Source organism: Xanthobacter sp. AM11, assembly GCF_047444035.1.
In the GTDB taxonomy this organism is placed as follows: Bacteria; Pseudomonadota; Alphaproteobacteria; order Rhizobiales; family Xanthobacteraceae; genus Xanthobacter.
In genome coordinates, this window is the sequence record NZ_JBLAOA010000001.1 from 4,539,212 (window position 1) to 4,563,085 (window position 23,874).

The 23,874-nt window shown below is 67.4% G+C and carries 22 protein-coding genes, 1 pseudogene and 1 other annotated feature; of the genes and pseudogenes, 13 read left to right on the forward strand and 10 right to left on the reverse strand.

Annotated features, from left to right (window positions below; all coding sequences use genetic code 11):
- Window positions 1–295 precede the first annotated feature (295 nt).
- The 3 genes from ACI7BZ_RS20815 to ACI7BZ_RS20825 are packed head-to-tail and all read left to right on the forward strand — an operon-like array spanning window position 296 to window position 3,499.
- On the forward strand, window positions 296–1,585 hold the full coding sequence (locus tag ACI7BZ_RS20815; protein WP_414119029.1) for an efflux RND transporter periplasmic adaptor subunit: 1,290 nt from the start codon (window positions 296–298) through the stop codon (window positions 1,583–1,585).
- On the forward strand, window positions 1,582–2,808 hold the full coding sequence (locus ACI7BZ_RS20820) for an ABC transporter permease (protein ID WP_414119030.1): 1,227 nt from the start codon (window positions 1,582–1,584) through the stop codon (window positions 2,806–2,808). The genes ACI7BZ_RS20815 and ACI7BZ_RS20820 overlap by 4 nt, the downstream gene beginning before the upstream one ends.
- A complete protein-coding gene (locus ACI7BZ_RS20825) occupies window positions 2,801–3,499 on the forward strand; it encodes an ABC transporter ATP-binding protein (protein ID WP_414119031.1) in 699 nt (232 codons plus the stop codon). The genes ACI7BZ_RS20820 and ACI7BZ_RS20825 overlap by 8 nt, the downstream gene beginning before the upstream one ends.
- Window positions 3,500–3,582: 83 nt before the next feature.
- Here the strand turns inward: ACI7BZ_RS20825 and ACI7BZ_RS20830 are convergent, their stop codons facing one another.
- Window positions 3,583–3,768 (reverse strand): hypothetical protein, encoded by a 186-nt coding sequence (locus tag ACI7BZ_RS20830; protein WP_414119032.1) that lies wholly within the window; start codon window positions 3,766–3,768, stop codon window positions 3,583–3,585.
- An 874-nt stretch (window positions 3,769–4,642) separates the two neighbouring features.
- On the opposite strand from ACI7BZ_RS20830, the pseudogene ACI7BZ_RS20835 reads away from it, so the two are divergent.
- The 3 genes and pseudogenes from ACI7BZ_RS20835 to ACI7BZ_RS20845 all read left to right on the forward strand — a co-directional run.
- A pseudogene (locus ACI7BZ_RS20835) lies at window positions 4,643–5,105 on the forward strand (alcohol dehydrogenase catalytic domain-containing protein); the annotation flags it as partial.
- Window positions 5,106–5,587: 482 nt separating this feature from the next.
- Window positions 5,588–5,643 (forward strand) — a sequence feature (sul1 is cis-regulatory element that is thought to sense ions involved in sulfur or methionine metabolism; They are found in Alphaproteobacteria).
- A 62-nt stretch (window positions 5,644–5,705) separates the two neighbouring features.
- Entirely contained in the window at window positions 5,706–7,187 is a 1,482-nt protein-coding gene (locus ACI7BZ_RS20840) for a SulP family inorganic anion transporter (RefSeq protein ID WP_414119033.1), read from the forward strand.
- 382 nt (window positions 7,188–7,569) lie between these two features.
- Window positions 7,570–8,634 carry a DMT family transporter gene (locus ACI7BZ_RS20845; protein ID WP_414119034.1) on the forward strand — a complete coding sequence of 355 codons (1,065 nt, stop codon included), beginning with the start codon at window positions 7,570–7,572 and terminating at the stop codon, window positions 8,632–8,634.
- Between the two features lie 66 nt (window positions 8,635–8,700).
- On the opposite strand, the gene ACI7BZ_RS20850 is transcribed toward ACI7BZ_RS20845, so the two are convergent.
- The 3 genes from ACI7BZ_RS20850 to ACI7BZ_RS20860 all read right to left on the reverse strand — a co-directional run bounded on the left by ACI7BZ_RS20850 (window position 8,701) and on the right by ACI7BZ_RS20860 (window position 11,769).
- Window positions 8,701–9,948, reverse strand: coding sequence for an MFS transporter (locus ACI7BZ_RS20850; RefSeq protein WP_414119035.1), 1,248 nt, complete (start codon window positions 9,946–9,948; stop codon window positions 8,701–8,703).
- A 186-nt stretch (window positions 9,949–10,134) separates the two neighbouring features.
- Window positions 10,135–11,055: a sulfurtransferase gene (locus tag ACI7BZ_RS20855; protein ID WP_414119036.1), complete on the reverse strand. Its 921-nt coding sequence runs from the start codon at window positions 11,053–11,055 to the stop codon at window positions 10,135–10,137.
- Between the two features lie 48 nt (window positions 11,056–11,103).
- Complete coding sequence (locus ACI7BZ_RS20860; protein ID WP_414119037.1) at window positions 11,104–11,769, reverse strand: ArsR/SmtB family transcription factor; 666 nt, start codon at window positions 11,767–11,769, stop codon at window positions 11,104–11,106.
- A 94-nt stretch (window positions 11,770–11,863) separates the two neighbouring features.
- Here ACI7BZ_RS20860 and ACI7BZ_RS20865 point away from each other — a divergent pair, with 94 nt between their 5' ends.
- Window positions 11,864–12,217, forward strand: a complete 354-nt coding sequence (locus tag ACI7BZ_RS20865) for a DsrE/DsrF/TusD sulfur relay family protein (protein ID WP_414119038.1) — start codon at window positions 11,864–11,866, stop codon at window positions 12,215–12,217.
- A gap of 41 nt (window positions 12,218–12,258) precedes the next feature.
- Window positions 12,259–13,416 carry an MFS transporter gene (locus ACI7BZ_RS20870; protein WP_414119039.1) on the forward strand — a complete coding sequence of 386 codons (1,158 nt, stop codon included), beginning with the start codon at window positions 12,259–12,261 and terminating at the stop codon, window positions 13,414–13,416.
- A 4-nt stretch (window positions 13,417–13,420) separates the two neighbouring features.
- On the opposite strand, the gene ACI7BZ_RS20875 is transcribed toward ACI7BZ_RS20870, so the two are convergent.
- Both ACI7BZ_RS20875 and ACI7BZ_RS20880 read right to left on the reverse strand, forming a co-directional pair.
- Window positions 13,421–14,791, reverse strand: coding sequence for an ATP-binding protein (locus ACI7BZ_RS20875; RefSeq protein WP_414119040.1), 1,371 nt, complete (start codon window positions 14,789–14,791; stop codon window positions 13,421–13,423).
- The gene (locus tag ACI7BZ_RS20880; protein ID WP_414119041.1) at window positions 14,788–15,522 is read right to left on the reverse strand and encodes a response regulator; all 735 of its coding nucleotides are present in this window, start codon (window positions 15,520–15,522) and stop codon (window positions 14,788–14,790) included. The genes ACI7BZ_RS20875 and ACI7BZ_RS20880 overlap by 4 nt, the downstream gene beginning before the upstream one ends.
- Before the next feature lie 173 nt (window positions 15,523–15,695).
- Between ACI7BZ_RS20880 and ACI7BZ_RS20885 the strand changes: the two genes are divergently transcribed.
- Both ACI7BZ_RS20885 and ACI7BZ_RS20890 read left to right on the forward strand, forming a co-directional pair.
- A complete protein-coding gene (locus ACI7BZ_RS20885) occupies window positions 15,696–16,229 on the forward strand; it encodes an EF-hand domain-containing protein (protein ID WP_414119042.1) in 534 nt (177 codons plus the stop codon).
- Between the two features lie 63 nt (window positions 16,230–16,292).
- Window positions 16,293–16,790 (forward strand): cytochrome b, encoded by a 498-nt coding sequence (locus tag ACI7BZ_RS20890; protein WP_414119043.1) that lies wholly within the window; start codon window positions 16,293–16,295, stop codon window positions 16,788–16,790.
- A gap of 21 nt (window positions 16,791–16,811) precedes the next feature.
- Here ACI7BZ_RS20890 and ACI7BZ_RS20895 read toward each other — a convergent pair whose 3' ends face one another.
- Genes ACI7BZ_RS20895 through ACI7BZ_RS20905 form a run of 3 tightly spaced genes read right to left on the reverse strand, consistent with a single transcriptional unit; the run spans window position 16,812 to window position 19,812 of the window.
- The gene (locus tag ACI7BZ_RS20895; RefSeq protein WP_414119044.1) at window positions 16,812–17,525 is read right to left on the reverse strand and encodes an ABC transporter ATP-binding protein; all 714 of its coding nucleotides are present in this window, start codon (window positions 17,523–17,525) and stop codon (window positions 16,812–16,814) included.
- Between the two features lie 5 nt (window positions 17,526–17,530).
- Window positions 17,531–18,664, reverse strand: coding sequence for an ABC transporter permease (locus ACI7BZ_RS20900; protein ID WP_414119045.1), 1,134 nt, complete (start codon window positions 18,662–18,664; stop codon window positions 17,531–17,533).
- The gene (locus tag ACI7BZ_RS20905; protein ID WP_414119046.1) at window positions 18,661–19,812 is read right to left on the reverse strand and encodes an efflux RND transporter periplasmic adaptor subunit; all 1,152 of its coding nucleotides are present in this window, start codon (window positions 19,810–19,812) and stop codon (window positions 18,661–18,663) included. The genes ACI7BZ_RS20900 and ACI7BZ_RS20905 overlap by 4 nt, the downstream gene beginning before the upstream one ends.
- A gap of 508 nt (window positions 19,813–20,320) precedes the next feature.
- On the opposite strand from ACI7BZ_RS20905, the gene ACI7BZ_RS20910 reads away from it, so the two are divergent.
- A complete protein-coding gene (locus ACI7BZ_RS20910) occupies window positions 20,321–21,673 on the forward strand; it encodes a ferredoxin reductase family protein (RefSeq protein WP_414119047.1) in 1,353 nt (450 codons plus the stop codon).
- A gap of 307 nt (window positions 21,674–21,980) precedes the next feature.
- Here the strand turns inward: ACI7BZ_RS20910 and ACI7BZ_RS20915 are convergent, their stop codons facing one another.
- On the reverse strand, window positions 21,981–22,547 hold the full coding sequence (locus ACI7BZ_RS20915) for a Spy/CpxP family protein refolding chaperone (RefSeq protein ID WP_414119048.1): 567 nt from the start codon (window positions 22,545–22,547) through the stop codon (window positions 21,981–21,983).
- Between the two features lie 286 nt (window positions 22,548–22,833).
- Between ACI7BZ_RS20915 and ACI7BZ_RS20920 the strand changes: the two genes are divergently transcribed.
- Window positions 22,834–23,133: an ArsR/SmtB family transcription factor gene (locus ACI7BZ_RS20920; protein ID WP_237347775.1), complete on the forward strand. Its 300-nt coding sequence runs from the start codon at window positions 22,834–22,836 to the stop codon at window positions 23,131–23,133.
- A complete protein-coding gene (locus tag ACI7BZ_RS20925) occupies window positions 23,130–23,732 on the forward strand; it encodes a hypothetical protein (RefSeq protein WP_414119049.1) in 603 nt (200 codons plus the stop codon). The genes ACI7BZ_RS20920 and ACI7BZ_RS20925 overlap by 4 nt, the downstream gene beginning before the upstream one ends.
- Window positions 23,733–23,874 lie beyond the last annotated feature (142 nt).

Sequence of the window (23,874 nt, forward strand, 5' to 3'; positions counted from 1 at the left end):
TACCACAATAAAAATAATATAGTGAAAAATCGCCTTGAAATCTTGATTTCTATCAAAATAAGCGTTACGGAACTGCTTCGCTGCGGGAAGGCTCAGGACCAGATTCCGGGGCTCTTATGCTGATGAGCCTGCACATGCTGCGCCCAGAAGTCCTTATGACAGCATTTTAATCAGGCCGACACGCCTCGCCTTGGGGGGCACGCATTGCTGGTCACGGGACAGTGACCGGCCTTGTCCCGAGCCAGCCGGCCCCGAAGCCGCCCCATGATCGAGCGCAATGTAGCTAGGACCGAACGTGACTAATAGGAATGCGGTGGACCAGACGAGCATAGCCAACCCCGCCCGCGTGCCCAAGCGGCAAGGTTCGCGCCGCATTGTTCGTGCGGTGTGGGCCCAAAAATGGCGCATCAGTGGCGCTGCCGTCCTTGTTGCGGCGCTCGCCTGGGGCTTCGCGCGCTGGCTGCTCGGTCCCGAAGTGGTCGTCTATCCCGCCACCCGCGGCGAGCTGGTGAAGACCGTGGTGGCGAGCGGTCACGTGGAGACGGCGTTCCGCGTCGAGATCGGCAGCCAGATCACCGGGATGGTCCGCGAGGTGCTGGTGGACGAGGGGCAGGCCGTGACCCAGGGGCAGCCCCTCATCGCCCTTGAAACCAACGAGCTGAAGGCCCTGGAGGTGCAGGCCGAGGGCGCGAAGGCGCAGGCGGAAGCCCGCATCCGGCAGATGAAGGAGCTGACCCGGCCGGCCGCCGACGAGGCCCTGAAGCAGGCCAAGGCCAACCTCGCCAATGCCGAGGCGGCCTACGACCGCGCCCAGCAGCTCGCCAAGACCGGCGCGGGCACGCGCGTCACCCTCGACGACGCGACCAAGAATATCGACGTCGCCCGCACCCAGGTGCGCACCGCCGAGCTGCAGGTCTACACCACCAGCCCCGGCGGCAGCGACTATGTGATGGCCGAGACCCAGCTGAACCAGGCGGACGCCAACCTGACCATGGTGCAGGCGCGCCTCGGCTACGCCACCATCACCGCGCCGCGCGACGGCGTCCTCATCACCCGCAACGTGGAGCGCGGCGCCGTGGTCCAGGCCGGCAAGGCGCTGCTGGTGCTGGCGCCCGTCGGCGACATGCAGCTGGTGCTGCAGATCGACGAGAAGAACCTCGGCCTCCTGAAGCTCGGGCAAACCGCGCTGGCCTCGGCCGACGCCTATCCAGACCGGCGCTTTGCGGCCACGGTGACCTACATCAACCCTTCCGTCGACATCACCCGCGCGTCGGTGGAGGTGAAGCTCACGGTGGCCGATCCACCCCCCTATCTGCGGCAGGACATGACCGTCTCCGTCGACATCGCGGTGGACCGGCGGGCCGCGGCGGTGATCGTTCCGGCCCGGACGGTGCACGATGCGACATCCGCCGCGCCCTGGGTGCTGGTGGTGCGGGACGGCCGGCCGCGGGCGCAGCCCGTGCGCATCGGGCTGCGCGCCGGGGACTATGTGGAGATCCTGGAGGGGGTCGCGCCGGGGGAAATGGTGATCCCGCTCGCGGCCGGCGTGCGGGCCGGACAGCGCATCCGGCCGGTGAAGGCATGAGACGCTGGCTGCCCTTCGCCTGGATCGCCGCCCTGCGGTTCCTCGCCGAGGGGCGGCTGCAGACCACCTTCATCCTCAGCGGCATCGCCATCGGGGTTGGCGTGATCGTCTTCATGTCGGCCATGCTGGCCGGGCTGCAGGCCAATTTCATCAAGCGGGTCCTCACCTCCCAGCCGCAGATCCAGCTTTTGCCGCCCGACGAGGTGGCCCGGCCCCTGCGGCAGCGCGAGGGGGTGTTCGAGGCGGCGGTGGTGCAGCGCCCCGCCCAGCGCGTCCTGTCCATCGACCAGTGGCAGGCCATCCGCGACGCCATGCGGGCGCGGCCGGATGTGCTGGTGGCGGCGCCCACCGCATCGGGGGCCATGCTGGCGGTCCGCGGCGACGCCAGCCGTTCCATCACCCTCACCGGGATGGAGCCGGAGCAGTATTTCCAGATCGTGCGGGTGCCGGACTACATCGTCGCCGGCGAGCTGCGGCTGGGCACCGACGACATACTCATCGGCACCGAGCTCGCCAAGGATCTCGGTGCCACGGTGGGCGACAAGCTCAACGTCACCTCCGCGGAGGCGGGCAGCCGCATCCTCACCATCACCGGCATCTTCGACCTCGGCAACAAGGGCGCCAACCAGCGCAACACCTTCGTGGCGCTGCGCACGGCCCAGAGCCTGCTCAACCTGATCGGCGGCGTGACCACCATCGACCTGACGGTGAGCGACATCTACGCCGCCGAGACCATCGCCCAGGAGATCGAGGCGAGCCTGCCGGTGCAGGCCGAGAGCTGGATCGCCACCAATGCCCAGTTCTTCACGGCAGTGCGGGCGCAGCAGAATTCCAACACGCTGATCCGCCTGTTCGTGGCGCTCTCGGTGGCCTTCGGCATCGCCGCCGTGCTGATCGTCTCGGTGATCCAGCGCTCCAAGGACATCGGCATCCTGCGGGCCATGGGCACCGCGCGGCGGCAGATCCTGGAGATCTTCCTCATCCAGGGCGGGGTGCTCGGCTTCCTCGGATCCCTCGTCGGCTCCGTGCTCGGGGCCGGCGCGCTGATGCTGTGGCACCATCTGGCCCGGCAGGTGGACGGCACCGAGCTGTTTCCGCTGGTGCTGGAGCCGAGCCTCTTCATCGCCGCGGCCGCGATCGCCACCCTCACCGGCGTCGCCGCCGGCGTCGCCCCGGCCGTGCGGGCGGCGAGCCTTGATCCGGTGGAGGCGATCCGTGGCTGACGTGCTCGTGCTCGACCAGATCCGCAAGTCCTACAATGTGGGCACGCCGGTGGAGATCGAGGTGCTGCACGGCATCGACCTCGCCATCCGGCCCGGCGAGTTCGTGGCCTTGATCGGCCCGTCCGGCTCCGGCAAGAGCACGCTGCTCAACATCATCGGGCTGCTGGACCGGCCCACGTCCGGGCGGCTCGTCATCAATGGCGAGGACACGACGGACCTGCCGGACGCGGCCCTGACCAAGCTGCGCGGCCACACCATCGGCTTCGTGTTCCAGTACCACTACCTGATCTCGGCCTTCACCGCGGCCGAGAACGTGATGATGCCCATGCTGGTGGACCGCGGCCATCCCGACCGCGACATGGAGCGGCGGGCCGCCGAGCTGCTCGACCGGGTGGGCCTCAGCAAATGGCGGGACAACCGGGCGACCAACATGTCCGGCGGACAGCAGCAGCGCGTCGCCATCGCCCGCGCGCTGGCGATGAACCCCACGCTGGTCCTTGCGGACGAGCCCACGGGCAACCTCGATACGGCCTCGGCCGACGCGGTGTTCGAGCTGATGCGGCAGATCAACCGCGAGCGGACGACCACCTTTCTGGTGGTCACGCACAATCTGGATCTGGCCCGGCGCTGCGACCGCATCGTCGAGGTGGTCGACGGCCGGCTCACCGCGGATCCAGGACCCGCGGGCTGAAGCGGGAGGGCGACGGCGGATGATGCGCGTGCGAACCGTTGCCGCGCGGAACACGCAGAATTCCCACCGCCGGCTTCATGCCGCTAAAAATAGGACGGATAACCGAGGATCGGAAGCAGCCGGGATATGATCGCGCCCAGGCAGACCAGAACCACGAGGATCTTGAGAAGATATGCCAGCCGGGCATCCGCGCAGAATTTATCGATAACCCAGAACAGGATCGCGCCGACGACGACGATAATCAAAATCCCGATCACCAGACTGATCATGACGACCTCCTGCCGCAGATGCGGAATACACTCTTAAAATACCACTTCGTAATTAAAATGACACCACTTCCTTCGTTCCGTCGAGACATTCATCTTTTGAGAACGACTCCGAGCGCGAGGACGGCAAAGGCAATCAACGCAAACCAGAAGCCGTATAACGTAAGGTATGGAAGCAACATCACACGTCCAAGAAGCGCAAGCGCGGCCAGGACCAGGGAAACCACGAAAACTGGAACTGGTGGCGCGTATAAATTCATGTTTCCTCTCCCACTTCCGGGTCGCGTCGAATGAAATGATCGGCCCATCCGCAACACTTGAAGGAACAAACCGGTTGAAGAATTTGAGAATGAACGGCCCTCAAATCGCCGGCGACTGAAAGCCTTCATGTTGTCCGCTGCTCGGAACCAGCCGCTCGCATTCTGCCGCAGAGCGATCTGCCGGAATTCTCCCGGAGGCCGCACCCCGGAGGCCGAGTGATCACGGGGTCCAAATCGAACCGCGGCGCCTTTTTCTTCAGCGTTGCCAAGTGGAACCCGCATCGGGCTGACCGCCTGCGAGGAGACACAGCCTATCATCTTGACCGCTCGCCTTTTGATGTCAATCGGCCGTCAGCGTCGCGTCCCTCTGATGCCTGATGAAACGGTTCGGCTCGCGCGCCTTGCGCTGGAGCGAGCGCAAGCGGCCCGCGACTGCCTCCCATCACGGCCAGTTGATCACGCCCGTTCGAGGATCGCGATTGAGTAGTTTCCGAGCCTATCTGGCATCCACCGTCCGGCGCAGCGTGGCCGCCATGGATGGACGCCAACGCATCTCTCGCGTTTCATTCGCAACCTCCAAGGTATCAGCGATGAATGTCATAGCCAAGCTTTCTATGATGAAGGCTCTTGTCTATCACGGACCAGGGAAAAAGGCGTTCGAGGACCACGCAAAGCCGGAAATCACTGCCCCCACCGATGCGATCGTGAAGATTACCAAGACCACCATCTGCGGCACCGACCTGCACATCCTGAAGGGCGATCTGCCCAGCTGCCAACCCGGCCGGATCCTCGGCCACGAAGGCGTCGGGGTCATAGACAGCGTCGGCCCGGCGGTCACCGCCTTCAAAGCCGGCGACCGGGTGCTGATCTCCTGCGTCAGCGCCTGCGGCAAGTGTGAGTATTGCCGCAAGGGCATGTTCTCGCACTGCACAACCGGTGGCTGGATCCTGGGGAACACCATCGACGGCACCCAAGCGGAGTTCGTGCGCACCCCGCATGCCGACACCAGCCTCTACCCCATCCCCGACGGTGCCGACGAAGAGGCGCTGGTGATGCTGAGCGACATCCTGCCCACCCGCCGCTCTACAAACCGCTCAAACATGCCATCCCCGAATCCCGGACAATCGGAAGCATTGATTTCGGCTGATTGGAAGTCAATGGCCCGCCAATTGGAATAGCATGGGTCGCCATCTGGAAGCGTAAGGGGGAAGGCTTTTCCCCTGCGGTCCAATCTGCCGTCTTGGCCGACCCCTTCTATGTGGAGACCCCAGGCTGGGCCAAAACTCGCCCCGGACCGGCCGCCTGACTTGCTTCCCAAGTGGGTGATTGAAAGGGGGCGCCCAGTTTGGCGCCCCAAGTTGTTTCAGCGGCCAGAACGGGTCGGTGATCGCCTCATGCTCTGCGACATCGGGAAAGAAGGTCACGCGCTGGCAACGGACTGGGAAGCCGCACGCCTCCGCTCGCCACGACCTCGTTCGCTTGAATGATCCGGCGCACGGGGCCAGCGGTGCCCGCGCCCATGTTGCGCTGCAACGTGATTTGATCTAAATCAACTCCATTCATCAGGACCCGGTGCAAGCCCGGGTGGCTCTTCCGGCCGCCGATCCGCCGGACCACGCATAGTCAGCGCATCCTCGTCGCCGTTTCGGCGGACGCTCACTTATTGCGAAGCCTCATCCCATGACCCGTTCTTCCCGCTATCTCCGCGACTGGACCTCCCATATCCGCGCCGACGTGCTCGCCGGCATCGTCGTCGCCCTCGCCCTCATCCCGGAGGCCATCGGCTTCTCGGTGATTGCTGGCGTCGATCCCAAGGTGGGGCTGTTCGCCTCCTTCGCCATCGCCTGCGTCTCCGCCGTGGTGGGCGGGCGGCCCGGCATGATCTCCGCGGCCACCGCCGCCACAGCGGTGGTGATGGTGAGCCTCGTGCGCGACCACGGGCTGCAATATCTGTTCGCCGCCACCATCCTCATGGGGCTGATCCAGATCGCGGCCGGTTTGCTGAAGCTCGGGCGGGTGATGCGCTTCGTCTCGCGCTCGGTCATCACCGGCTTCGTCAACGCGCTGGCCATCCTCATCTTCATGGCGCAGGTGCCGGAGCTGATCGGCGTGCCGCTCCAGACCTATCCGATGATCGCCGCGGGGCTCGCCATCATCTACCTGTTCCCGCGCCTGACCAAAGCCGTGCCGTCGCCGCTGGCGGCCATCGCCGCGCTCACCCTCTTCGCCTGGTGGAGCGGAATGGATCTGCGCACGGTCGGCGACCTCGGCGAACTGCCCTCCAGCCTGCCAGTCTTCGCCCTGCCGCAGGTGCCGCTGACGCTGGAGACGCTGCAGATCATCCTGCCCTACTCGCTGACGCTCGCCGCCGTGGGCCTGCTGGAATCCCTGCTCACCGCCCAGATCGTGGACGACATGACCGACACGCTGAGCAACAAGAGCCAGGAATGCGTCGGCCAGGGCACCAGCAACATCGCCTCGGCGCTCATCGGCGGCATGGGCGGATGCGCCATGATCGGCCAGTCGGTGATCAACGTGACCTCCGGCGGGCGCGGGCGGCTCTCCACCTTCGTGGCCGGATCGTTCCTTTTGTTCCTCATCCTGGTGCTGGACGGCCTCGTGCGCATCATCCCCATGGCGGCGCTGGTGGCGGTGATGATCATGGTGTCCATCGGCACCTTCTCCTGGCGCTCGATCCTGGACCTGCGCAGCAACCCGCGCTCCTCCTCGGCGGTGATGCTGGCCACCGTCGTCACGGTGGTGGCGACCCACAACCTCGCCATCGGCGTCTTGGTCGGCGTGCTCCTGTCCGGCGTGTTCTTCGCCGGCAAAGTGGCGCGCCTCGTCCATGTGACAATGCGGGAAGACGAGGTGTCAGGGAGCGTGACCTACACCGTGACGGGCCAGATCTTCTTCGCCTCGGCGGAGGTGTTCCTGCGCGGCTTCGACTTCGATGCCCCCGCCCGCGCGGTGGTGATCGATGTCAGCCACGCCCATTTCTGGGACATCACCGCCGTCGACGCCCTCGACAAGGCGGTGCTGAAGCTGCGCAAGTCCGGCGCCGAGGTCACCGTCCACGGCCTCAATGAGGCCAGCGCCACCATGGTCGACCGCTTCGCCCGCCACGACAAGGACGAGCCCGTGACGGCGCGCCTTCATTAGAGGGGCCTGGAGCACAGCAGGACACCCCCCTCCGTGACCGGAGGAGGCACCACCTGCGGACGGGCTCCCGTCACAACGACGAAGAGCCCCGTGGTGGACAGGGCTCACCTGCCGCGCGGCTTTGCCGGTCCTGCAGGCGAGGGAGCGCGGCGCACATGCCATGAAGCGGCCATAGCCGGCGACGCTGCAGAATCGGTGCTCAGGCGAACTGCACGCCACGGCCGATGGACCAGTTCTCCTTGGGTGCATCGGTGATGACCACGAACACATCCTCCGATCGGATGCGTGGCCATCCTGTGAAACAATGGCTGGTCCCTCCTGGGGGCATCACGCACGTTGACGCCCCCAGGCCAAGTCGGCTGGTATCGGTGAGACTGTCGGAATGATGCAAACAGGTATCCTCCTCGCCTTGGCCTCGGCGGGCCTGTTCGGCGCAAGCACGCCGTTCGCCAAACACCTTCTGGGTTCCGTCGATCCCTGGATGATGGCCGGCCTGCTCTATCTGGGAGCCGGCCTCGGCCTCGCCGCGGTACATCTGTCCCGAACCGCTTTGCGGCTGCCAGCCGTCGAGGCGCCGCTGCGGCGGGCGGACATGCCCTGGCTTGCCCTGGTCATCGTCGCCGGAGGCCTCCTCGCTCCTCTGCTGCTCATGTTCGGCCTGTCCCTCACCGACGCGGCGTCGGCCTCGCTGCTGCTCAATCTGGAAGGCCTCGCCACTATGGGCATCGCCTGGCTGGTGTTCCGCGAGAACGTGGACCGGCGGCTCCTGCTCGGTGCCTTCGCCATCCTCTCAGGTGCCGTCCTCCTGTCGTGGGAGGGGCGCATGTCCTTGCAATGGGGTTCCCTGCAATGGGGCGCCCTGCTGATCGCCGGCGCCTGCCTGTGCTGGGGGATCGACAACAACCTGACGCGCAAGCTCTCATCCGCCGATCCGGTCCAGATCGCCATGTTGAAGGGGCTGGTCGCAGGCACCATCAACCTGCTCATCGCTCTTGCCAGCGGTGCCGGCCTTCCCTCGGCCGTCACTCTCCTCGCGGCGGGCGTCATCGGCTTCCTGGGCTACGGAGTCAGTCTTGCTCTGTTCGTCCTCGCCTTGCGCCATCTCGGTGCGGCGCGGACCGGGGCCTATTTCTCCCTCGCGCCGTTCGTGGGCGCGGTGCTCGCGGTCGTCATGCTCGGCGAAGCGATTTCGGTGCAGTTGGTGGTCGCCGGGTGCCTGATGGCGGTCGGCCTCTGGCTGCATCTGTCCGAGCGGCACGACCACCCCCATGCCCATGAGGCGATGGAGCACGAGCATCGGCACGGCCACGACGAACACCACCGCCATGAGCACGAACCAGGGGTGCACCCCGGCGAGCCGCACACCCACTGGCACCGGCATGCGCCGCTGGCGCATCGGCACCCGCACTATCCCGATCTCCATCATCGTCACCGGCACGGGACCTAAAGCCGTCCGCGCCTTCGCGGGGACGGTTCACCATCGCGGCAGCGCCCGGCCTGGAGCCGGGTCGTCTCAAGGGAGGTGCGCGCCGCCAGGAGAAGGGTCGTCGCGCCCCGCCCGGCGCGTCAGGGCGGACACCGTTACCAGCAGGGCTGCGAGGACCGCGAAACCGGCCCCTGCGGCAAAGGTCGCCGCGGAGCCGATCCGCTCCCACAGCACCCCCGCGACCACGCTCGCCACCAGCATGGCGACGCCGGTGGCGAGATTGAACAGGCCGAAGGCGGAGCCCCGCAGCGTCGCGGGCGCGTGCTGGGCAACCAGCTTGGCGAGCAGGCCCTGCGTGAGCGCCATGTGCGCGCCCCACAAGGCGATGCCGAGAAAGGCGCCCCACAGCCCCGGCGCGAAGGCCAGCATCAGGTCCGCGCCGATGAGGACCGCCAGCCCCACCAGCAGCAGGCGCGTGGGCGAGGCCTGGTCGGACCAGGCACCGGCGGGATAGGCGCCGAGCGAATAGACGACGTTCATGGCCACGAGAACAAGCGGCGCGAGGGCCAGCGGCAGGCCCTCATCGTGCGCCTTCAGCACGAGGAAGGCTTCGCTGAACCGCGCAAGGGTGAACACCACGCCGATGGCGACGACGCCCCAGAACGCGCCGTCGAACTGCCGGAGATCGGCAAGGCGCACCGGCGGCGGACGGCCGGTGGCGCCCTCCTCCCCGACGGCGCGATCCTCGACCCCCAGGATGACGCACGCCACCGCAAGCGCGCCGGGAATGAGGGCGAACCAGAACACCGTTCGCATGTCGTCGGCGAACAGCGCCATCAGCGCGATGGCGAGCAGCGGGCCGAGGAACCCCCCGACCGTATCGAGCGCCTGGCGCACCCCGTAGGCGCGCCCGCGGATGGAAGGCGGCGTGACATCGGCCACCAGCGCGTCCCGGGGCGCGCCGCGGATCCCCTTGCCGATGCGGTCGGCGAAGCGCGCGGCAAACACCATGGCCGGTGCGCCAGCGAGGGCGAAGAACGGCTTCGACGCGGCGCCCAACCCATAGCCGATGAGGATGAGCGGCTTGCGCCGGCCGATGCGGTCGGACAGGTAGCCGGAAAAGACCTTCACGATGGCGGCGGTGGATTCGCCCACCCCCTCGATGAGGCCCACCACGGCCACGCTGGCCCCAAGCGTGGCCGTGAGAAAGAGGGGCAGCAGCGCGTGGATCATCTCCGAGGAGATATCCATGAACAGGCTCACGAACCCGAGCGCCCAGACGGTTCTCGGAATCGACGGGCGCTTATCGCTGTCTTGAGCCGGAGCACGCATCATGGCTCTCAACCTGACGAACCCGACCGGCGCCCACAAGGGCTCATGCGCCCTCGCCCCGTTACGCTGCGCGCACCTGCATCATACGGCGCTTGTCAGGTCGCCGTTGCGCAACGGGCTTTGCCGCGGGTCGCTTCAGTTCGAGGGAGAGGTCGGAAAGCCCCAAGGGTATCGGCTCCGTCCGCCTCGTTATTTTAGCTGCGTCTCGACCGGCAGGCCGTGCCTGCTCCAGGCCAGCATGGAACCGTCGTAGAGCATGACGTCCCGGTAGCCGAGCAGCTCGTGCAGCACGAACCACGAGATGGCGGAGACATGGGCCGTGTTGCAATAGGCCGCCACCGTCTGCCGGGGACTGAGGCCGACGGCGGAATAGGCGCGGGCGAGTTCCTCCTTCGGGCGATAGGTGCCGTTGGCGGCAAAATTCGCATCGAAAGGAAAGAGGGTCGCGCCGGGAATGTGGCCCGCCTTCGCGATGTTCGGGCGCTTCTCCAGGCCCACATAGAAGCTGAAGAAGCGCGCGTCGAGGATGCCCGCATCCTTGCGCGTCTGGAGCGCCTCCATCTGGGCCGTGTCGGCGAGGAATTCGCGGCGCGGCGGTCGGGCGTTGAAATTCCCGGTCTTCGCCGCCTCATCCTCGCCCCACACCTCGCGGTTCTCGGCCACCCATTTCGTCGTGCCGCCGTCCAGGATGGCCACCTTGTCGTGGCCATAATATTTGAGCTGCCAATAGACGTAGGCGGCATAACCCGCATCGTCCGGTCCCCGCCCGCGGTGGGTGAGCACGAGCGGCGTATCGTCGTTCACCCCGGCCGATCGCATGAGCGCCGAGAACGCCTCGGGCGGCAGGTTCATGTCGGTGATTTCCACGCCGCGTTCGGTGGTGGTGCCGCGGGCCTTGCGGAAATCGAGGCGCACCGCGCCGATGAGGTGGCCGCCCTCCTTGTAGCTGGTGTCGTCATTGCGCACGTCGAGGACGAGGACATCGTCCTGGTGGGCTGCGAGCCACTCGGTCGAGACCAGCGGGCCGGGAAGGTCCAGGGCGGCTGCCGGCGCCGCAGGCACGGCCGCGAGGAGCCCCAAGGCAAGCACGCCTGATAGCATTTTGAACATTGGCGTTTCTCCCATTTCTTGGTTTGGACTTCGGGGGATGACGTCGCGTCAGCCCGACGCGACCGGCAGTCCGGCGGCGCGCCATTCCGGCATGCCGTCTTCCATGCGACGGGCTGAAAAGCCCCTGGCGCGCAGGCGCGCGACCGCCTCGACCGCGAGCAGGCAATAGGCGCCCCGGCAGTAGGCGACGATTTCCGTCGCCGGATCGAGCTCGGCGAGGCGGGCGTCGAGTTCCTCAAGCGGGACGCTGACGGCGCCGGGCACGTGGCCGAAGTCGAACTCCTCGCGGGGCCGCACGTCGATCACCGTGACGAGGCCCGCCTGCGCGCGTTCCACAAGGTCGGCGCGGCCGACGGGTTCGAGCCCGTCCCGCCCGTCGAAATAACGCGCAAGCAGAGCGCCGACGGACGCCACATTGCGTTCCGCCGTCTGCCGCAGCACTGACATGAGCTGGACGATCCCGTCGTCCACCAGGCGGTAGAGGACGAACTTGCCGTCGCGGCGGGCATCCAAGAGGCCCGCGCGACGCAGCTGCTGCAGGTGCTGGGAGGCATTGGCCATGGAGAGCCCGGTCAGCCTTGCGAGGGCCTCGACGCTGCGTTCGCCCTGGGCGAGATGCTCCAGCAGCTCGACGCGGTGCTCGTGGCCGAGGGCGCGCGCCACCGCGGCCAGCTCGGCGAACAGAGCGCGTTTGGGATCCGTTGACTTGCACATGTCGGAGACGATACATCATTAAAGAGATCAATTGAATGTATAACTCTCCCGCGCCTGTCGCAAGGGGCACCGTGGGGAACCGGCGGAGTCGGACATGCACGCGCTGTTCATTCTCAACGATCCGCCCTACGGCACGGAGCGCGTCTATAACGGCCTGCGCGTCGCCGCCGGCATCCTCAAGCAGGATGCGGGAAACCGGGTCACCGTGTTCCTCATGGCGGATGCGGTCGTCGCCGCGAAGGCGGGCCAGAAGACGCCGGACGGCTATTACAATGCGGAGCGCATGCTGAAGCGGGTCCTCGCCGGCAATGGCGAGGTACTTCTGTGCGGCACCTGCATGGACGCCCGGGGCCTTTCCGAAACCGACATCATGGCCGGCGCGCAGCGCAGCACCATGGATGAACTCTCGGCTGTCACCGTTTCGGCCGACAAGGTCCTGGTGTTCTGATGACCGCACCCGCCATTGCGCAGGCGATGCCGCGAAGCCGCATGATCCGGCAGGTCGCGCTGCTCTCGGCCGCCCAGGCGCTGTTCCAGACGGCATCGGTCATGGTGATGACGGTGGCCGGCCTTGCCGGCGCCGCCATCACCCCCGCGCCGGAACTCGCCACGCTGCCGGTGGCGGCCATGTTCCTTGGGACGGCGATCGGCATCGCCCCGGCATCCCTGTGGATGGCCCGCGTGGGGCGAAGGATCGGCTTCGTGGCGGGCGCCGTGCTGGGAACCCTCGGCGGCCTCCTGGGGGCGCTCGGAATCTTTTATGCGTCGCTGCCGCTGCTCTGCCTCGGGACCGGCCTCGTCGGCGCCTACCAGGCCTTCGCGCAATTCTATCGCTTTGCCGCAGCGGAGGTGGCCACCGACGCCTTTCGCCCCCGCGCCATCTCCTTCGTTCTTGCGGGCGGGGTGGTGGCCGCCATCGCCGGACCTATCCTGGGGCGCTTCGGCGGCCCCTTGCTGGCGGCGGACTATGCCGGCTCGTTCCTGATTCTCGCTGTCGTTTCGCTGCTGGCAGCGGGTCTCCTGCTGGGCGTGGACATGCCGCAGCCCGCGCGGAGCGCATCGGGCGGCGGGCGCCCCCTGGGCGCGATCATCCGGCAACCCGCCTATCTCGTGGCCCTGTTCGGCGCGGCCACGGGCTATGGCGTGATGATCCTCGCCATGACGGCGACGCCGCTCGCCATGTTGCACCATCATCACGACCTTTCGGACGCGGCGACGGTGATCCAGCTGCATGTGCTTGGCATGTTCCTGCCGTCCTTCTTCACCGGCGCGCTCATCTCCCGCTTCGGGGTGCTCAAGGTGATGCTGGCCGGCGCGTTCCTGCTGGCGGGCCATGTTCTCATCGCCCTGTCGGGCACGCAATTCCTCGCCTTCGCCTCTGCGCTCGTTCTGCTGGGCGTGGGCTGGAACTTCCTGTTCATCGGCGGCACCACGCTGCTCACACGATGCTACGCGCCGGAAGAGCGCGCGCAGGCGCAGGCGGCCAACGACCTCGTGATCTTCATCGTCGGGGTGGCGACCTCGCTCGGCGCCGGCGCCATGCTGCACCTGCTCGGCTGGCAGATCATGAACGCGGTGCTCCTGCCCTGGCTCGCCTTCGCGGTCCTCGCCCTCGTCTGGCTCGGCTGGCGCGAGCGGCGGGGCTAGACGTCTACGGCTCACGCGACGCGTTCGCCCGAGCCTTGGCCCCTTGGTTCGCAGCAGGCAGGCGAACCGTCGCCCGCAGTCCCCCTTCGGGCCGGTTGGACAGGCTCACCTCGCCCCCATGGGCGCGCAGGATGGCGCGGGCGATGGGAAGGCCGAGGCCAGTGCCGCCGGTTTCGCGCGAGCGGGAGGTCTCCAGCCGCTCGAAGGGGTCGAACACCCGCTCCAGGTCCGCCTCCGGGATGCCCGGTCCGGCATCGTCAATCGTGATGAAAGCCGCCTCCCCGGCATGGCTGATCCCGACCGTCGCGCCCGCGCCATAGCGCTGGGCGTTCTCCAGGAGGTTGCGCAGCGCGCGGCGCAGGGCCATCCGGCGGAGCGGGAGGACGTGCGGCGCCGACACAGCGAGGGTGACAGGCGGGCCCGAGGCGGAAAGCTCCGCCGCAAGATCGGCCAGGAGGCCGTTCAGGTCTACCGGCTCCAGGGGCTCCGCCACCGACACGCCGCGCGCGAAGGCCAAGGTGGCCTCGGTCATCTCCTGCATCTCGTCGAGGATGAGGGCCATGCGCTCGCGGATCTCGTCGTCCTCCACCATCTCCGCCCGCAGCCGCAAGGCGGTGATGGGCGAGCGCAGATCGTGGCCGAGCGCCGCCAGCATGCGCGTACGCTCACCGATCATCTTGTAGAGCCGCTCATGCATCCGGGCCAAAGCCTCGGCGAGCGCACGCACCTCGCGCGGGCCGTCGCGCGGCAAGGGCGGCGGCTCGGCGCCGAGCCCGAACGCATCGGCGGCCGCGGCCAGCTTCCGCAGGGGGCCGGTGATCCGCTTGAGGCCCAGCCAGAGCGCGCCAAGGAGCAGCAGCAGCGTCAGCAGGGTTGAGGCCAGCGCCTGCGGCGGCAAATGCATGCCGGGCCGCTCCAGCCGGGCGGCGGCGTTGAGCCAGAGGCCATCCGCGAGCGGCAGCGAAAGGCGCAGCTCAGCCGGTGCGATGCCGTAGTCCCTCAGCCATCGCATGGGGGGCGGTGGCCCATGGCCGCGATGAAAGGTGTCCCAGGCCTCCTGCGCGCGGGCGCCGGGCCAGTCCACCGCAATGTCCGAACGGCCCTCGGGCACCGCAGGATCGGGGGAGAGCGCGAAGCGCAGGGCACGGGAGGTGGCCGCCTCCACCAGATCGCCGCGCACGGGCGCGGGCGCCGCGTCAACGAGCCTTGCGAGCCGCGCCGCGTGCTCGGCCGCCATGGCCCGCTGGTCCGCCCGGATGATCGCGCCCCGCTCCGCCGTGAACAGCCAGAAGCTGGCGAACTGGCCGAGGATCATGGCCGCCACCGAAAGCAGGGCCACCTGGGCCAGCAGGCTGGTGGGCAGAAGCCGCCTCATCTCGCCTCCCGCACATCGGCGGCGAGGCTGTAGCCGCCTGCCCGGATGGTGGTGATGATCTTCGGCTCGGCGGGGTTCGCCTCGATCTTGCGGCGCAGGCGGCTGACCTGGTTGTCGATGGTGCGGTCGAAGGCGTCGGCGCTGCGCCCGCTGGTCAGGTCCATCAGCTGGTCGCGGGAGAGCACGAAGCGGGGCCGCTCCAGAAATGCCACCAGCAGCCTGAATTCGGCAGTGGTAAGCGCGACCTCCCGTCCGTCCGCCGCATGCATGAGCTGGCGTGTGTCGGTATCGAGGATCCAGCCGGCAAAGGCCAGCCTGCGCCCGCCAAGGGCGCCTGCCAGCGGCTCGGGCCGCTCGCTGCGGCGCAGGATGGCCTTCACCCGCGCCAGCAGCTCGCGGGGGCTGAAGGGCTTCACCAGATAGTCGTCCGCCCCGATCTCGAGCCCGACCACCCGGTCGGTCTCCTCCGCCAGCGCGCTGAGCATGAGGATGGGCGGGCCGCCCGCTGCGCTCAGGCGACGCGCCGCCGAAAGCCCGTCCTCGCCCGGCATCATCACGTCGAGGATCACGAGATCGAAGCGTCCGCCCCGCAGATGCTCGTCCATCTCGGCCGCTGACTTCGCGGTAGTGGCGCGCAGGCCGTTCTTCTCCAGGTACCGGCCGACCGCGTCGCGGATCTCGCGGTGATCGTCCACGACCAGGATGTGAGGAATGTGAGGGTGCTCGGCCATGGGGCATGGTTTAGCGCCTCCTTGGGCGACCCGGAAAACCAAATGTCGCGTCCGGTCGCGAAGGCAGGGGCTTGCGACAGAGCGATACACTTCGCCCCTTCCGCCGATATCCTGTTGCGACGCAGCCCGCCCATCCTCCCCCAATCGAAATGCACAACCGATGAGGTGAGGACATGAAACGCAAGACGCTCGCAATCCTGGGCGCCGTCGCCGCTATTGCCGTGGTGGGCGCGGTCTCGATCCCCGCCATTGCCGGTGGCCCGGGCGGCTGCTGGGGCGGCGGCCCGGGTTTCGGCATGATGGGCGGCCACGGCGGTCCCGGCTGGCAGGGCATGGGTGGCCCAATGGGCGGTCCCATGGGCCGCGGCATGCATGGGCCCATGGGCCGCTTCGCCGCCGCGCAGGTCTTCATGACCTTCGACGCCGACGGGAACGGCACAGTGACCGTCGCCGAGGCGGAGGCCGGCATCGAGAAGCTGCGGGCGAGCCATGATGGCGACAGCAACGGCACCTTGTCCCGCGAGGAGTTCGGCAAGCTCTTCGCCGAGGTGACGAAGACCATGGCCGACCGCCCCTTCGCCATGCTCGACGCCAATGGTGACGGCCAGCTGAGCGCCGAGGAGATGCGCTTCCCCGCCCAGATGATGGCGCGGATGCAGGCGTGGCACGGCCAGCAGGCGGCGCCCGGCACCAAGCCGGGGAACTGATCCGGAGCCGGGGGCGGCCCCGCGCCGGGGCCGCCCCATCCCCCGATACGGAAAGGCAAAGACATGACCGTCCCCGTCGCCGCCGGATATTCCCGCACCCAGATCGCCCTGCATTGGGCAGTCGCTGCCCTTGTGGCCGTCCAATATCTCTTCAACGATGCCATCGCCGAGGCCTGGAGCGCCCATGTGCAGGGCAAGGCCTATGGGTTCGACCCGCTGGTCCCTGCCCATGTGGCGGGCGGCGTCCTCATCCTCGCACTGGTCCTGTGGCGCATCGCCCTGCGCGCGACGCGCGGCGTCCCGCCGCTGCCCGAGAGCGAGCATCCGGCGCTGCATCTGCTGGCCCAGGTGACGCACCTTGCTTTCTATGGGGTGCTGATCGCCTTGTCAGTCTCCGGCGCCCTCGCCTGGTTCGCCGATGTCCGGCTCGCGGCCGGCGCCCACACTGTGCTGAAGGTGGTGCTGCTGGCGCTGATTGCCCTGCACGTCCTCGCCGTGATCTTTCACCAGAGCGTGCTGAAGACCGGCGTCATGCAGCGCATGGTGCGTCCCGGCACCTGAAGGCGAGTGCGGCGCGGGACCTCAGGCGGGCGACGCCGCATCGGCTTCCAGCCGGCCATCGCGAAGGGCGAAGATGTGGTCGAAGCGATCAAAGATCTTCTCGTCGTGGGTGACGGCGATGATCGCGGCCTCCTGATCGATGGCGACTTTGCGCAAGAGGTCCATGACGATCCCGGCGCGCTTGGAGTCGAGGGCCGCGGTGGGCTCGTCGGCCAGGATGATGCGCGGGCGATTGGCCAGCGCGCGCGCGATCGCGACACGCTGCGCCTCGCCGCCCGAGAGCTTGGCCGGCATCGCCGAGCGTCGATTGCCGACCTCCAGATAGTCGAGGAGCTCGACCGCGCGTGCCCGGGCGGTCTCGGCATCCTTGCCGGCCAGTCGCAGGACGAGAGCCACATTCTCGGTTGCGTCGAGAAACGGAATCAGGTTGTGGAACTGGAAAATGAAGCCGATCTTGTCCAGCCGCAGACGCCTGAGATCCGACCTCAGCCAGCGCCCATCCTCGATCACGCGCTCGCCATCGAGCGCCATCGACCCGGACGAGGCGCCGAGGATGCAGCCGATCACGTTCAGCAGCGTCGTCTTGCCGGAGCCTGACGGGCCCAGCAGAGCCACGACCTGGCGCGGGTAGACCGTCAGCGAGACGTCGCGCAGGGCATCGACACGCGTTGTTCCCGTGCCGAAATGCTTGGAGATGTGATCGAGGCGAACCAGGGGATCACCGGCCAATGGCATGTCGCCTACCCTCCGATCGCCGTGGCGGGATCGACCCGCAATGCCGCGCGAACACCAAGGCCGCTCGACGCGATGCAGACCGCAAGCACGACCAGGCCGAGCCCGGCCACATTGTCCGCATCGAGGACCACTCGACGCGGAAAATGATCCTTGATGGCGAAGATCATGGCCGTGCCGAGGGTGAACCCGATCAGGCCGAGCGCCAGCGCCTGCTGCACGATCATCAGGACGATCGTGCGATCGGGGGCGCCGATCAGCTTGAGCGTCGCGATCTGCTTCAGCTTCTCCATGGTCATCGTATAGATGATGAGGGCAATGATCACCGCGGACACAAAGAGCAGGATGGTCGTAAACAGCCCGATCTGGCGCCGGGCACGATCGACCAGCGAGCGGGACAGGATATCCTCCTGTTCCGCCTGCGTGATGGCCGAAAAGTGCTTCCATCGACGAACCGTCTCCGCCACGGCATCCACCGACGCATTGGGCTGAACGCGTGCAATGACGGCATTCACCGTGTCGCGACCGGCCCCCGCGGTTCCGCGCGCGATCTGGACGCGGGCCGCGGGGGGACCGAGATCGAACTGCAGCTTCTGCGCATCCCCCAACGTGATGTAGACAGCCGGGTCGCCGCCGGAATTGACCTGGTGCCGGGTCAGGCCGACGACCGCGAACGTGTTGCGCCCGAGCTCGATCCTGTCGCCGAGAACAAGTCCGCTCGCCTGGTCGGCGACCATCTCGAAATGGCTGCGCACGATGGCGCGTCCTTCCACGATCTCCGGCGGGCCCCCTGGCCGCGTGGGCTCGTAGCCGATGACATAGAGGCGGAGCTTGCGGCCTTGATGCTCCGCCTCGACGGTCTGGTAGGTGATGCCGCCGGCCGCGGTCACGCCGGCAATGCGCGCCACCGCCTCGCGGACGTCGCCTGGAATGCGGGACGCTTCGGCGAACGGACCGCGCGAGTTGGCTTCCACGACCCAGAGATCGACCGCCGGCGCACGGGAGATGGTCAGGGCATCAACGACGATGCCGCGATAAATGCCGATCATCGCCATCACCACCCCCAGCAGAAGGGCGAGCCCCAGGCAGGTCAGCAAGAAGCGCCCGAGGTTGTGGCAGATGTCGCGATAGGCAAGGTTCATGGGGCGCCGGCCTCGATGGCGCGCGCGGCGCGGCCCTCCTTGAAGGCCGGATCGACCTGCGTGACGACAAGCGCTCCCTCGGGAAGGCCGCCGACGATTTCGAGCCGCCCATCCTCGGTGCGATGGCGAAAGGCGACGAGACGGCGCTTGAGGCGTCCCTGCTCGACGGTCCAGACCTTGCCCTCCCGCCCGTCATAGCCTTGCACGGCGGCTTCCGGAACGAGCAGCGCCTTGTCGAGCGTGGCGACGGAGATCCAGAACTCGACTTGCTCGCCGAGGAAGATGCGGGGCGGAGGACTGTCTCCCTTCACATAGATGCGCCGCTCTTCCGTGACACGGTCGCTTTCAAGGCCGATGCGCGCCACGCGCCCGGCGAAGGTTTGCTGGGGGGTTGAACGCCTGCGGGCCTCCACGCGCTGGCCCTCCTCGATGAAGCCGGAACGCGCCTCGTCCACATAGGCCAGCCCCCAATAGGTGCCGACCGCCACGAGGGAAAAGATGGGCTCCCCCGGATTGACGACGCTGCCGGCTTCCTTGTGCCGCGCGATGACGATGGCGTCGTAGGGCGCGACCAGCGTGCGATGGCGCAGCATGGTCTGCTCAAACTGCAGCTGGGCGCGCGCATCGGCGAGCTGGGCCTTGGCGCTTGTAAGCTCGCTTTGCGCCACAAGCGCATCCGCATTGGCGACAGCCTCGTCGAGCAGCGTCTCCTCGGCGACCTGCTGGGAGACGATATCGCGTCCCGCCAGGGTTTGCTTGCGCCGGTTGGCCACTTGCTTCTGGGCGAAGACGGCCTTCGCCTTCTGGAGGTTCGCCTCGGCGCGGCGGATGTTGACCTCGCCGATCTCCACCGCGGCCACCGCCTTGGCAACCTTGGCCTCCTGCTCCCCGGCATCGAGGTGCGCAAGCACCTGCCCCTGGGACACACGGTCCCCATGATCGGCCAGAAGCTCGGTGAGGGTCGCACCGACCTCGAAGCCGATCTTGGACAGCACCTGGGCCTCGACGGTGCCCAGGCCAAACACCCGCACAGACACGTTTTGCTCGGGAGAGGCGACGCTGACGGCAATGGGTCTGTTGCTGACGAACAAGATCCCCGCCACAAGCACCGCGACCGCCGCGGCGGACAGGGCCACCGTCCTGAGCATCCGTCCCTTGGGACGCCTTTCGGCGGCGCCCGCGGGTGAGGAAGGCATGGGCGGCTGCGCCTCGTCTTGTCCGTCCGACACTTTCATCTCCTCCCAGAAGTCTCCACCGCGTCTCACCCACATCCGGGGGAGGCCGATATCAGCATCATTTCGGACGCGGCGCATTGCTCGGACCTCGGGCGATCCTCGGCAGGCTCAATGCGCGCGGCGGCTTCGAGCCTCTTCAACGGGTCCAGCCAAGCCTGCACCAGCACAATCGGGATCAGAGGGGCATCCACGTTCGGGAATATTCTGACCATACATCAAGCCCGCATGACACATTGCCTGATTCGACGTGGCCATAAGCGACCATTGCGCGCCGGCGGTGCGGTGCGGTGCGGTGCGGGCGTAAAACCCGCCGCTTGAGTTCTCTCAATGCGCATCCGCCACTTTTGGGGTGTTCTTCGCCATGGAGACGCCCGTTCAATGTCAATGGCGCTTCGTCGCGGCGTGAAAGAGAAACATAGACATGCGACACATCAAGCTGGCCCTTTTCGGCATCCTCGCTGTCATGTCCGTGCTGTGGATCGCAGCGGAGCCTGGGGTGTTCCAACGGAATAGCTTCTTCGCGGTGCGGGCGGCAGCGGCGCAATATACCGGCGTCCTTGCCATCGCCGTCATGAGCGTGGCGATGATGCTGGCCCTGCGCCCGCGCTGGCCCGAGCGCTGGATGGGTGGGCTCGACAAGATGTATCGCCTCCACAAATGGCTGGGCATCACCGCGCTTGTCGTCGCCGTCATCCATTGGCTGTGGGCGCAGGGGCCGAAATGGGCCGTGGGCTGGGGCCTTCTGGAGCGACCCGCCCGCGGCCCACGGCCACCCATCGCGAACCCGGTCGAGGCCTTCCTGTCGAGCCTGCGCGGCACCGCCGAGGGCATCGGCGAATGGGCCTTCTACGCGGCCGTGGCGCTGATCGCGCTGGCCCTGATCCGCGTCTTTCCCTACCGCTGGTTCTACAAGACCCACCGCCTGCTGGCGGTCGCCTATCTGGTGCTGGTGTTCCACACGGTGGTGCTCCTGAACTTCGCCGACTGGATGACGCCGCTCGGCGCGGTGATGGCCCTGCTGCTGGCCGGCGGCACCTTCGCCGCGGGCGTGGTGCTGGCGCGCCGGGTCGGCGCTGGACGGCAGGTGAAGGGGCGGATTGCCGAGCTGAACTATTTTCCGGGGGTGAAGGTGCTCGAAACCATCATCGATGTGCCGGCCGGCTGGCCGGGGCATCGGGCGGGCCAGTTCGCCTTCGCCCTGTCGGATGCCTCCGAAGGCGCGCATCCCTACACCATTGCTTCGGGCTGGCATCCGGACCATCCGCGGATCACATTCATTACCAAGGAGCTCGGCGACCACACGAGCCGCCTCAAGGAGCGGCTCAAGGTGGGCCAGGAGGTGCGGGTCGAGGGGCCATACGGCTGCTTCACCTTCGACGACGACTGCCGCCACCAGATCTGGATCGGCGGCGGCATCGGCATCACCCCGTTCATCGCGCGCATGAAGCACATGGCCCTGCGCGGAGCAGCGCCCGACTGGCCGGAAGGACAGACGGCCGACCTGTTCCACGCCACCTCCGATGTGGACGAGGGGGCGCTCGCCAAACTCGGGGACGACGCGCGCTCCGCCAACGTGCGCCTGCACCTGCTGGTCAGCCCGCGCGACGGCCGGTTGACCGGCGCCCGCATCCGCGAGGCCGTGCCGAACTGGCGCGAGGCCAGCATCTGGTTCTGCGGTCCCGCCGGCTTCGGGGCGGCGCTGCGACGGGATTTCGCCGCCGCAGGGTTTCCCGTGGAGCAGAGGTTCCATCAGGAGCTCTTCGACATGCGGTGAGGCTGGCTCAACCTGTTGTGTCCAAATCGGAGGCGGGAGCCCGGACGATGCGCAGAACCGCTGACCGCGGTTCCTCGTTGCGGCGGCTCACCGCCTGCAGACATGCCTCCTGCTGTGGTTGGGAAGGGACCCGCGCATCTGCCGTTGCTCGTCAACGGCGCGACGGTGGTGGGACCATCAGGCGGACGACAATCCCGACGACATCAGCCTGACGGACCAGGCCCGACGAGACAGGCCAGTCGGGACAAAGTCCGTCAGAGGTGGCGGGCCGCCGCCCGGCACGGCGGCGAGGCCCGCCCCGTCACGCTCACATCATGCATCCCATGCCGGTGAGCAGCTCGTTGGCCTTCTTCTTCTGGCCATCGCTGAGCGCGGCGTAGAGGTCGCTGAGCGGCTGCTTCATGTCCTTAAGAGCGGCGGCGCGGGCTTCCATCACCGCGATACGGGACTCCAGGCGCTCCACCGGCGTGTCGGCGTCGAAGCTGGCGCGCATGGCCTGGCGCAGGCCCTGCATGCTGACGAAATTGTTCTTCATCGCCACCACATAGGCGTCCCATGCCTTGGTCTGCGCATCGGTGACGCCGATCTCGGCCTTCAGGAAGGCAACTCGCCCCTCGATGAAGGCGGGGAGCTGGCCATCGGCATCACCCGTCATCCAGCCACCGCAGCCGCCCATCATGCCCCGGGCCGAGCGATGGAACCCGGGACCCCAGCCCCCCTGGCCGGGACCCATATATCCCGCACCCTGACCCATCATGCCCGGACCATAGCCGGGCCCACCGCCCATCTGGGCGCTCGCCGGCACAGCGAACAATGCCGCTGCGGCCAGCGCAAACGCTGCGACGCGTGTAACGGAGACAGACTTGATCTTCATGACGCTCTCCCTTCTTGCGGGCGGACACGTCCGCCCCTCCGACCTGAACCGGGGTTGAGCCCGAGCATTTTAGGCGCGCTTGCGCCTCCTACCGCATCGATCCACGCGCAATGCCCCAATCGTGATGCAGGACGGACGGCTTCCGCGGTCCTGTCGCGCGACCCACAGCAGCGGGCGGGCACACCCGAAACTGTCGTTACCGATGGCCGGCATCACCGCACTACCGGCGATAGACCTCGAATAAAATGCGTTTACACGCATATGCGCATTAGCGTAAATGGGATCCATGCAGTCCGCGCTCACCCTTCTGTCGGCCTTGGCCGAACCCACCCGCCTCGCGGCGGTCCGCCTGCTGTGGGACGGGCGCGAGCATTGCGTCTGCGAGCTTGTGCGCGTCCTCGGCGTCACCCAGTCCCGCATGTCGCGCCATATGGCGGTCCTCAAGCAGGCCGGCATGGTGATCGACCGGCGGGATGCCCAATGGGTGCGCTACCGTCGCAACCCCGACTTGCCGGCCGAGCAGGCCGCCATCATCGATGCTGTCCTCACCAGCCTGGACGCTTCATCGAACAGGAGAGCCGCATGAGCGCTGACCTGTCATTGACCGGGCGCAAGCCGCCGCGGGAGGCCTCGCCTCTGGCCTGGGCGGCGGGAACGATCGCGGCGATCGCGATCTGGTTCGTGGTCTATGCCCAGCTGGCGCCGTTCTCCCAATGGCTGGTGGCCCGCCTGCCGGTGGAGCCCGGCAGCCATCTGGCCGATGCGGTCACGTTCTTCATCTACGACACGTCCAGCAATCTTGGCATCGAGCTTCTGCCTGATCCGGGCGAAGGCTTCCTCACCATCGACAGCGGGGCCGCTGCTCATGCCGGCATCCCACGACCGCCCCAGCTCTTCGACGGCCTTGGCACGCAGCGTCCTCCGGTGCTTCCAGTCGCGCAGGGCCTCCCGCATGACCTCGCTCGCCGACGCATACTCGCCGGTCTCGACCACCTCACGCATCATCGCCGCCATTTCGGGGTGAGGGCGACACTCACCTTCTCGACCTTGGCCATGAGATCGTTCTCCTTTTGTCCTATGGTGGGCAAGCTTACTACCAACAGCAAGCGGAGCGTTTTCGGAAGTCGGGAGCAGCCCGGCTTCATCTCCAGCAAAGAAGCTGCGCACCGCCATGACGGCGTGTAATGGCTAATGCCTTGCTGGTTCAGTTCGTGCCCCCAAGCAGGCGTTCCAAAGGGCCGTACCGGATCAAGTCCGGAAGCGCGCCAGAGGGAGAGATCACCGCAGTCCTGAGCCGAGCCGCATGGAGATCAAGGACGGCCGGCTG

Excerpts from the sequence above, each read along its gene's own strand:
- ACI7BZ_RS20895 (WP_414119044.1), bottom strand. The coding sequence starts at position 17,525 with ATGCCATTGGCCGGTGATCCCCTGGTTCGCCTCGATCACATCTCCAAG.
- ACI7BZ_RS20865 (WP_414119038.1), top strand. The coding sequence starts at position 11,864 with ATGCACGCGCTGTTCATTCTCAACGATCCGCCCTACGGCACGGAGCGC.
- ACI7BZ_RS20840 (WP_414119033.1), top strand. The coding sequence starts at position 5,706 with ATGACCCGTTCTTCCCGCTATCTCCGCGACTGGACCTCCCATATCCGC.
- ACI7BZ_RS20915 (WP_414119048.1), bottom strand. The coding sequence starts at position 22,547 with ATGAAGATCAAGTCTGTCTCCGTTACACGCGTCGCAGCGTTTGCGCTG.
- ACI7BZ_RS20925 (WP_414119049.1), top strand. The coding sequence starts at position 23,130 with ATGAGCGCTGACCTGTCATTGACCGGGCGCAAGCCGCCGCGGGAGGCC.
- ACI7BZ_RS20905 (WP_414119046.1), bottom strand. The coding sequence starts at position 19,812 with ATGCTCAGGACGGTGGCCCTGTCCGCCGCGGCGGTCGCGGTGCTTGTG.
- ACI7BZ_RS20910 (WP_414119047.1), top strand. The coding sequence starts at position 20,321 with ATGCGACACATCAAGCTGGCCCTTTTCGGCATCCTCGCTGTCATGTCC.
- ACI7BZ_RS20870 (WP_414119039.1), top strand. The coding sequence starts at position 12,259 with ATGATCCGGCAGGTCGCGCTGCTCTCGGCCGCCCAGGCGCTGTTCCAG.
- ACI7BZ_RS20855 (WP_414119036.1), bottom strand. The coding sequence starts at position 11,055 with ATGTTCAAAATGCTATCAGGCGTGCTTGCCTTGGGGCTCCTCGCGGCC.
- ACI7BZ_RS20830 (WP_414119032.1), bottom strand. The coding sequence starts at position 3,768 with ATGATCAGTCTGGTGATCGGGATTTTGATTATCGTCGTCGTCGGCGCG.
- ACI7BZ_RS20850 (WP_414119035.1), bottom strand. The coding sequence starts at position 9,948 with ATGATGCGTGCTCCGGCTCAAGACAGCGATAAGCGCCCGTCGATTCCG.
- ACI7BZ_RS20820 (WP_414119030.1), top strand. The coding sequence starts at position 1,582 with ATGAGACGCTGGCTGCCCTTCGCCTGGATCGCCGCCCTGCGGTTCCTC.
- ACI7BZ_RS20885 (WP_414119042.1), top strand. The coding sequence starts at position 15,696 with ATGAAACGCAAGACGCTCGCAATCCTGGGCGCCGTCGCCGCTATTGCC.
- ACI7BZ_RS20845 (WP_414119034.1), top strand. The coding sequence starts at position 7,570 with ATGATGCAAACAGGTATCCTCCTCGCCTTGGCCTCGGCGGGCCTGTTC.
- ACI7BZ_RS20875 (WP_414119040.1), bottom strand. The coding sequence starts at position 14,791 with ATGAGGCGGCTTCTGCCCACCAGCCTGCTGGCCCAGGTGGCCCTGCTT.
- ACI7BZ_RS20880 (WP_414119041.1), bottom strand. The coding sequence starts at position 15,522 with ATGGCCGAGCACCCTCACATTCCTCACATCCTGGTCGTGGACGATCAC.
- ACI7BZ_RS20860 (WP_414119037.1), bottom strand. The coding sequence starts at position 11,769 with ATGTGCAAGTCAACGGATCCCAAACGCGCTCTGTTCGCCGAGCTGGCC.
- ACI7BZ_RS20920 (WP_237347775.1), top strand. The coding sequence starts at position 22,834 with ATGCAGTCCGCGCTCACCCTTCTGTCGGCCTTGGCCGAACCCACCCGC.
- ACI7BZ_RS20900 (WP_414119045.1), bottom strand. The coding sequence starts at position 18,664 with ATGAACCTTGCCTATCGCGACATCTGCCACAACCTCGGGCGCTTCTTG.
- ACI7BZ_RS20890 (WP_414119043.1), top strand. The coding sequence starts at position 16,293 with ATGACCGTCCCCGTCGCCGCCGGATATTCCCGCACCCAGATCGCCCTG.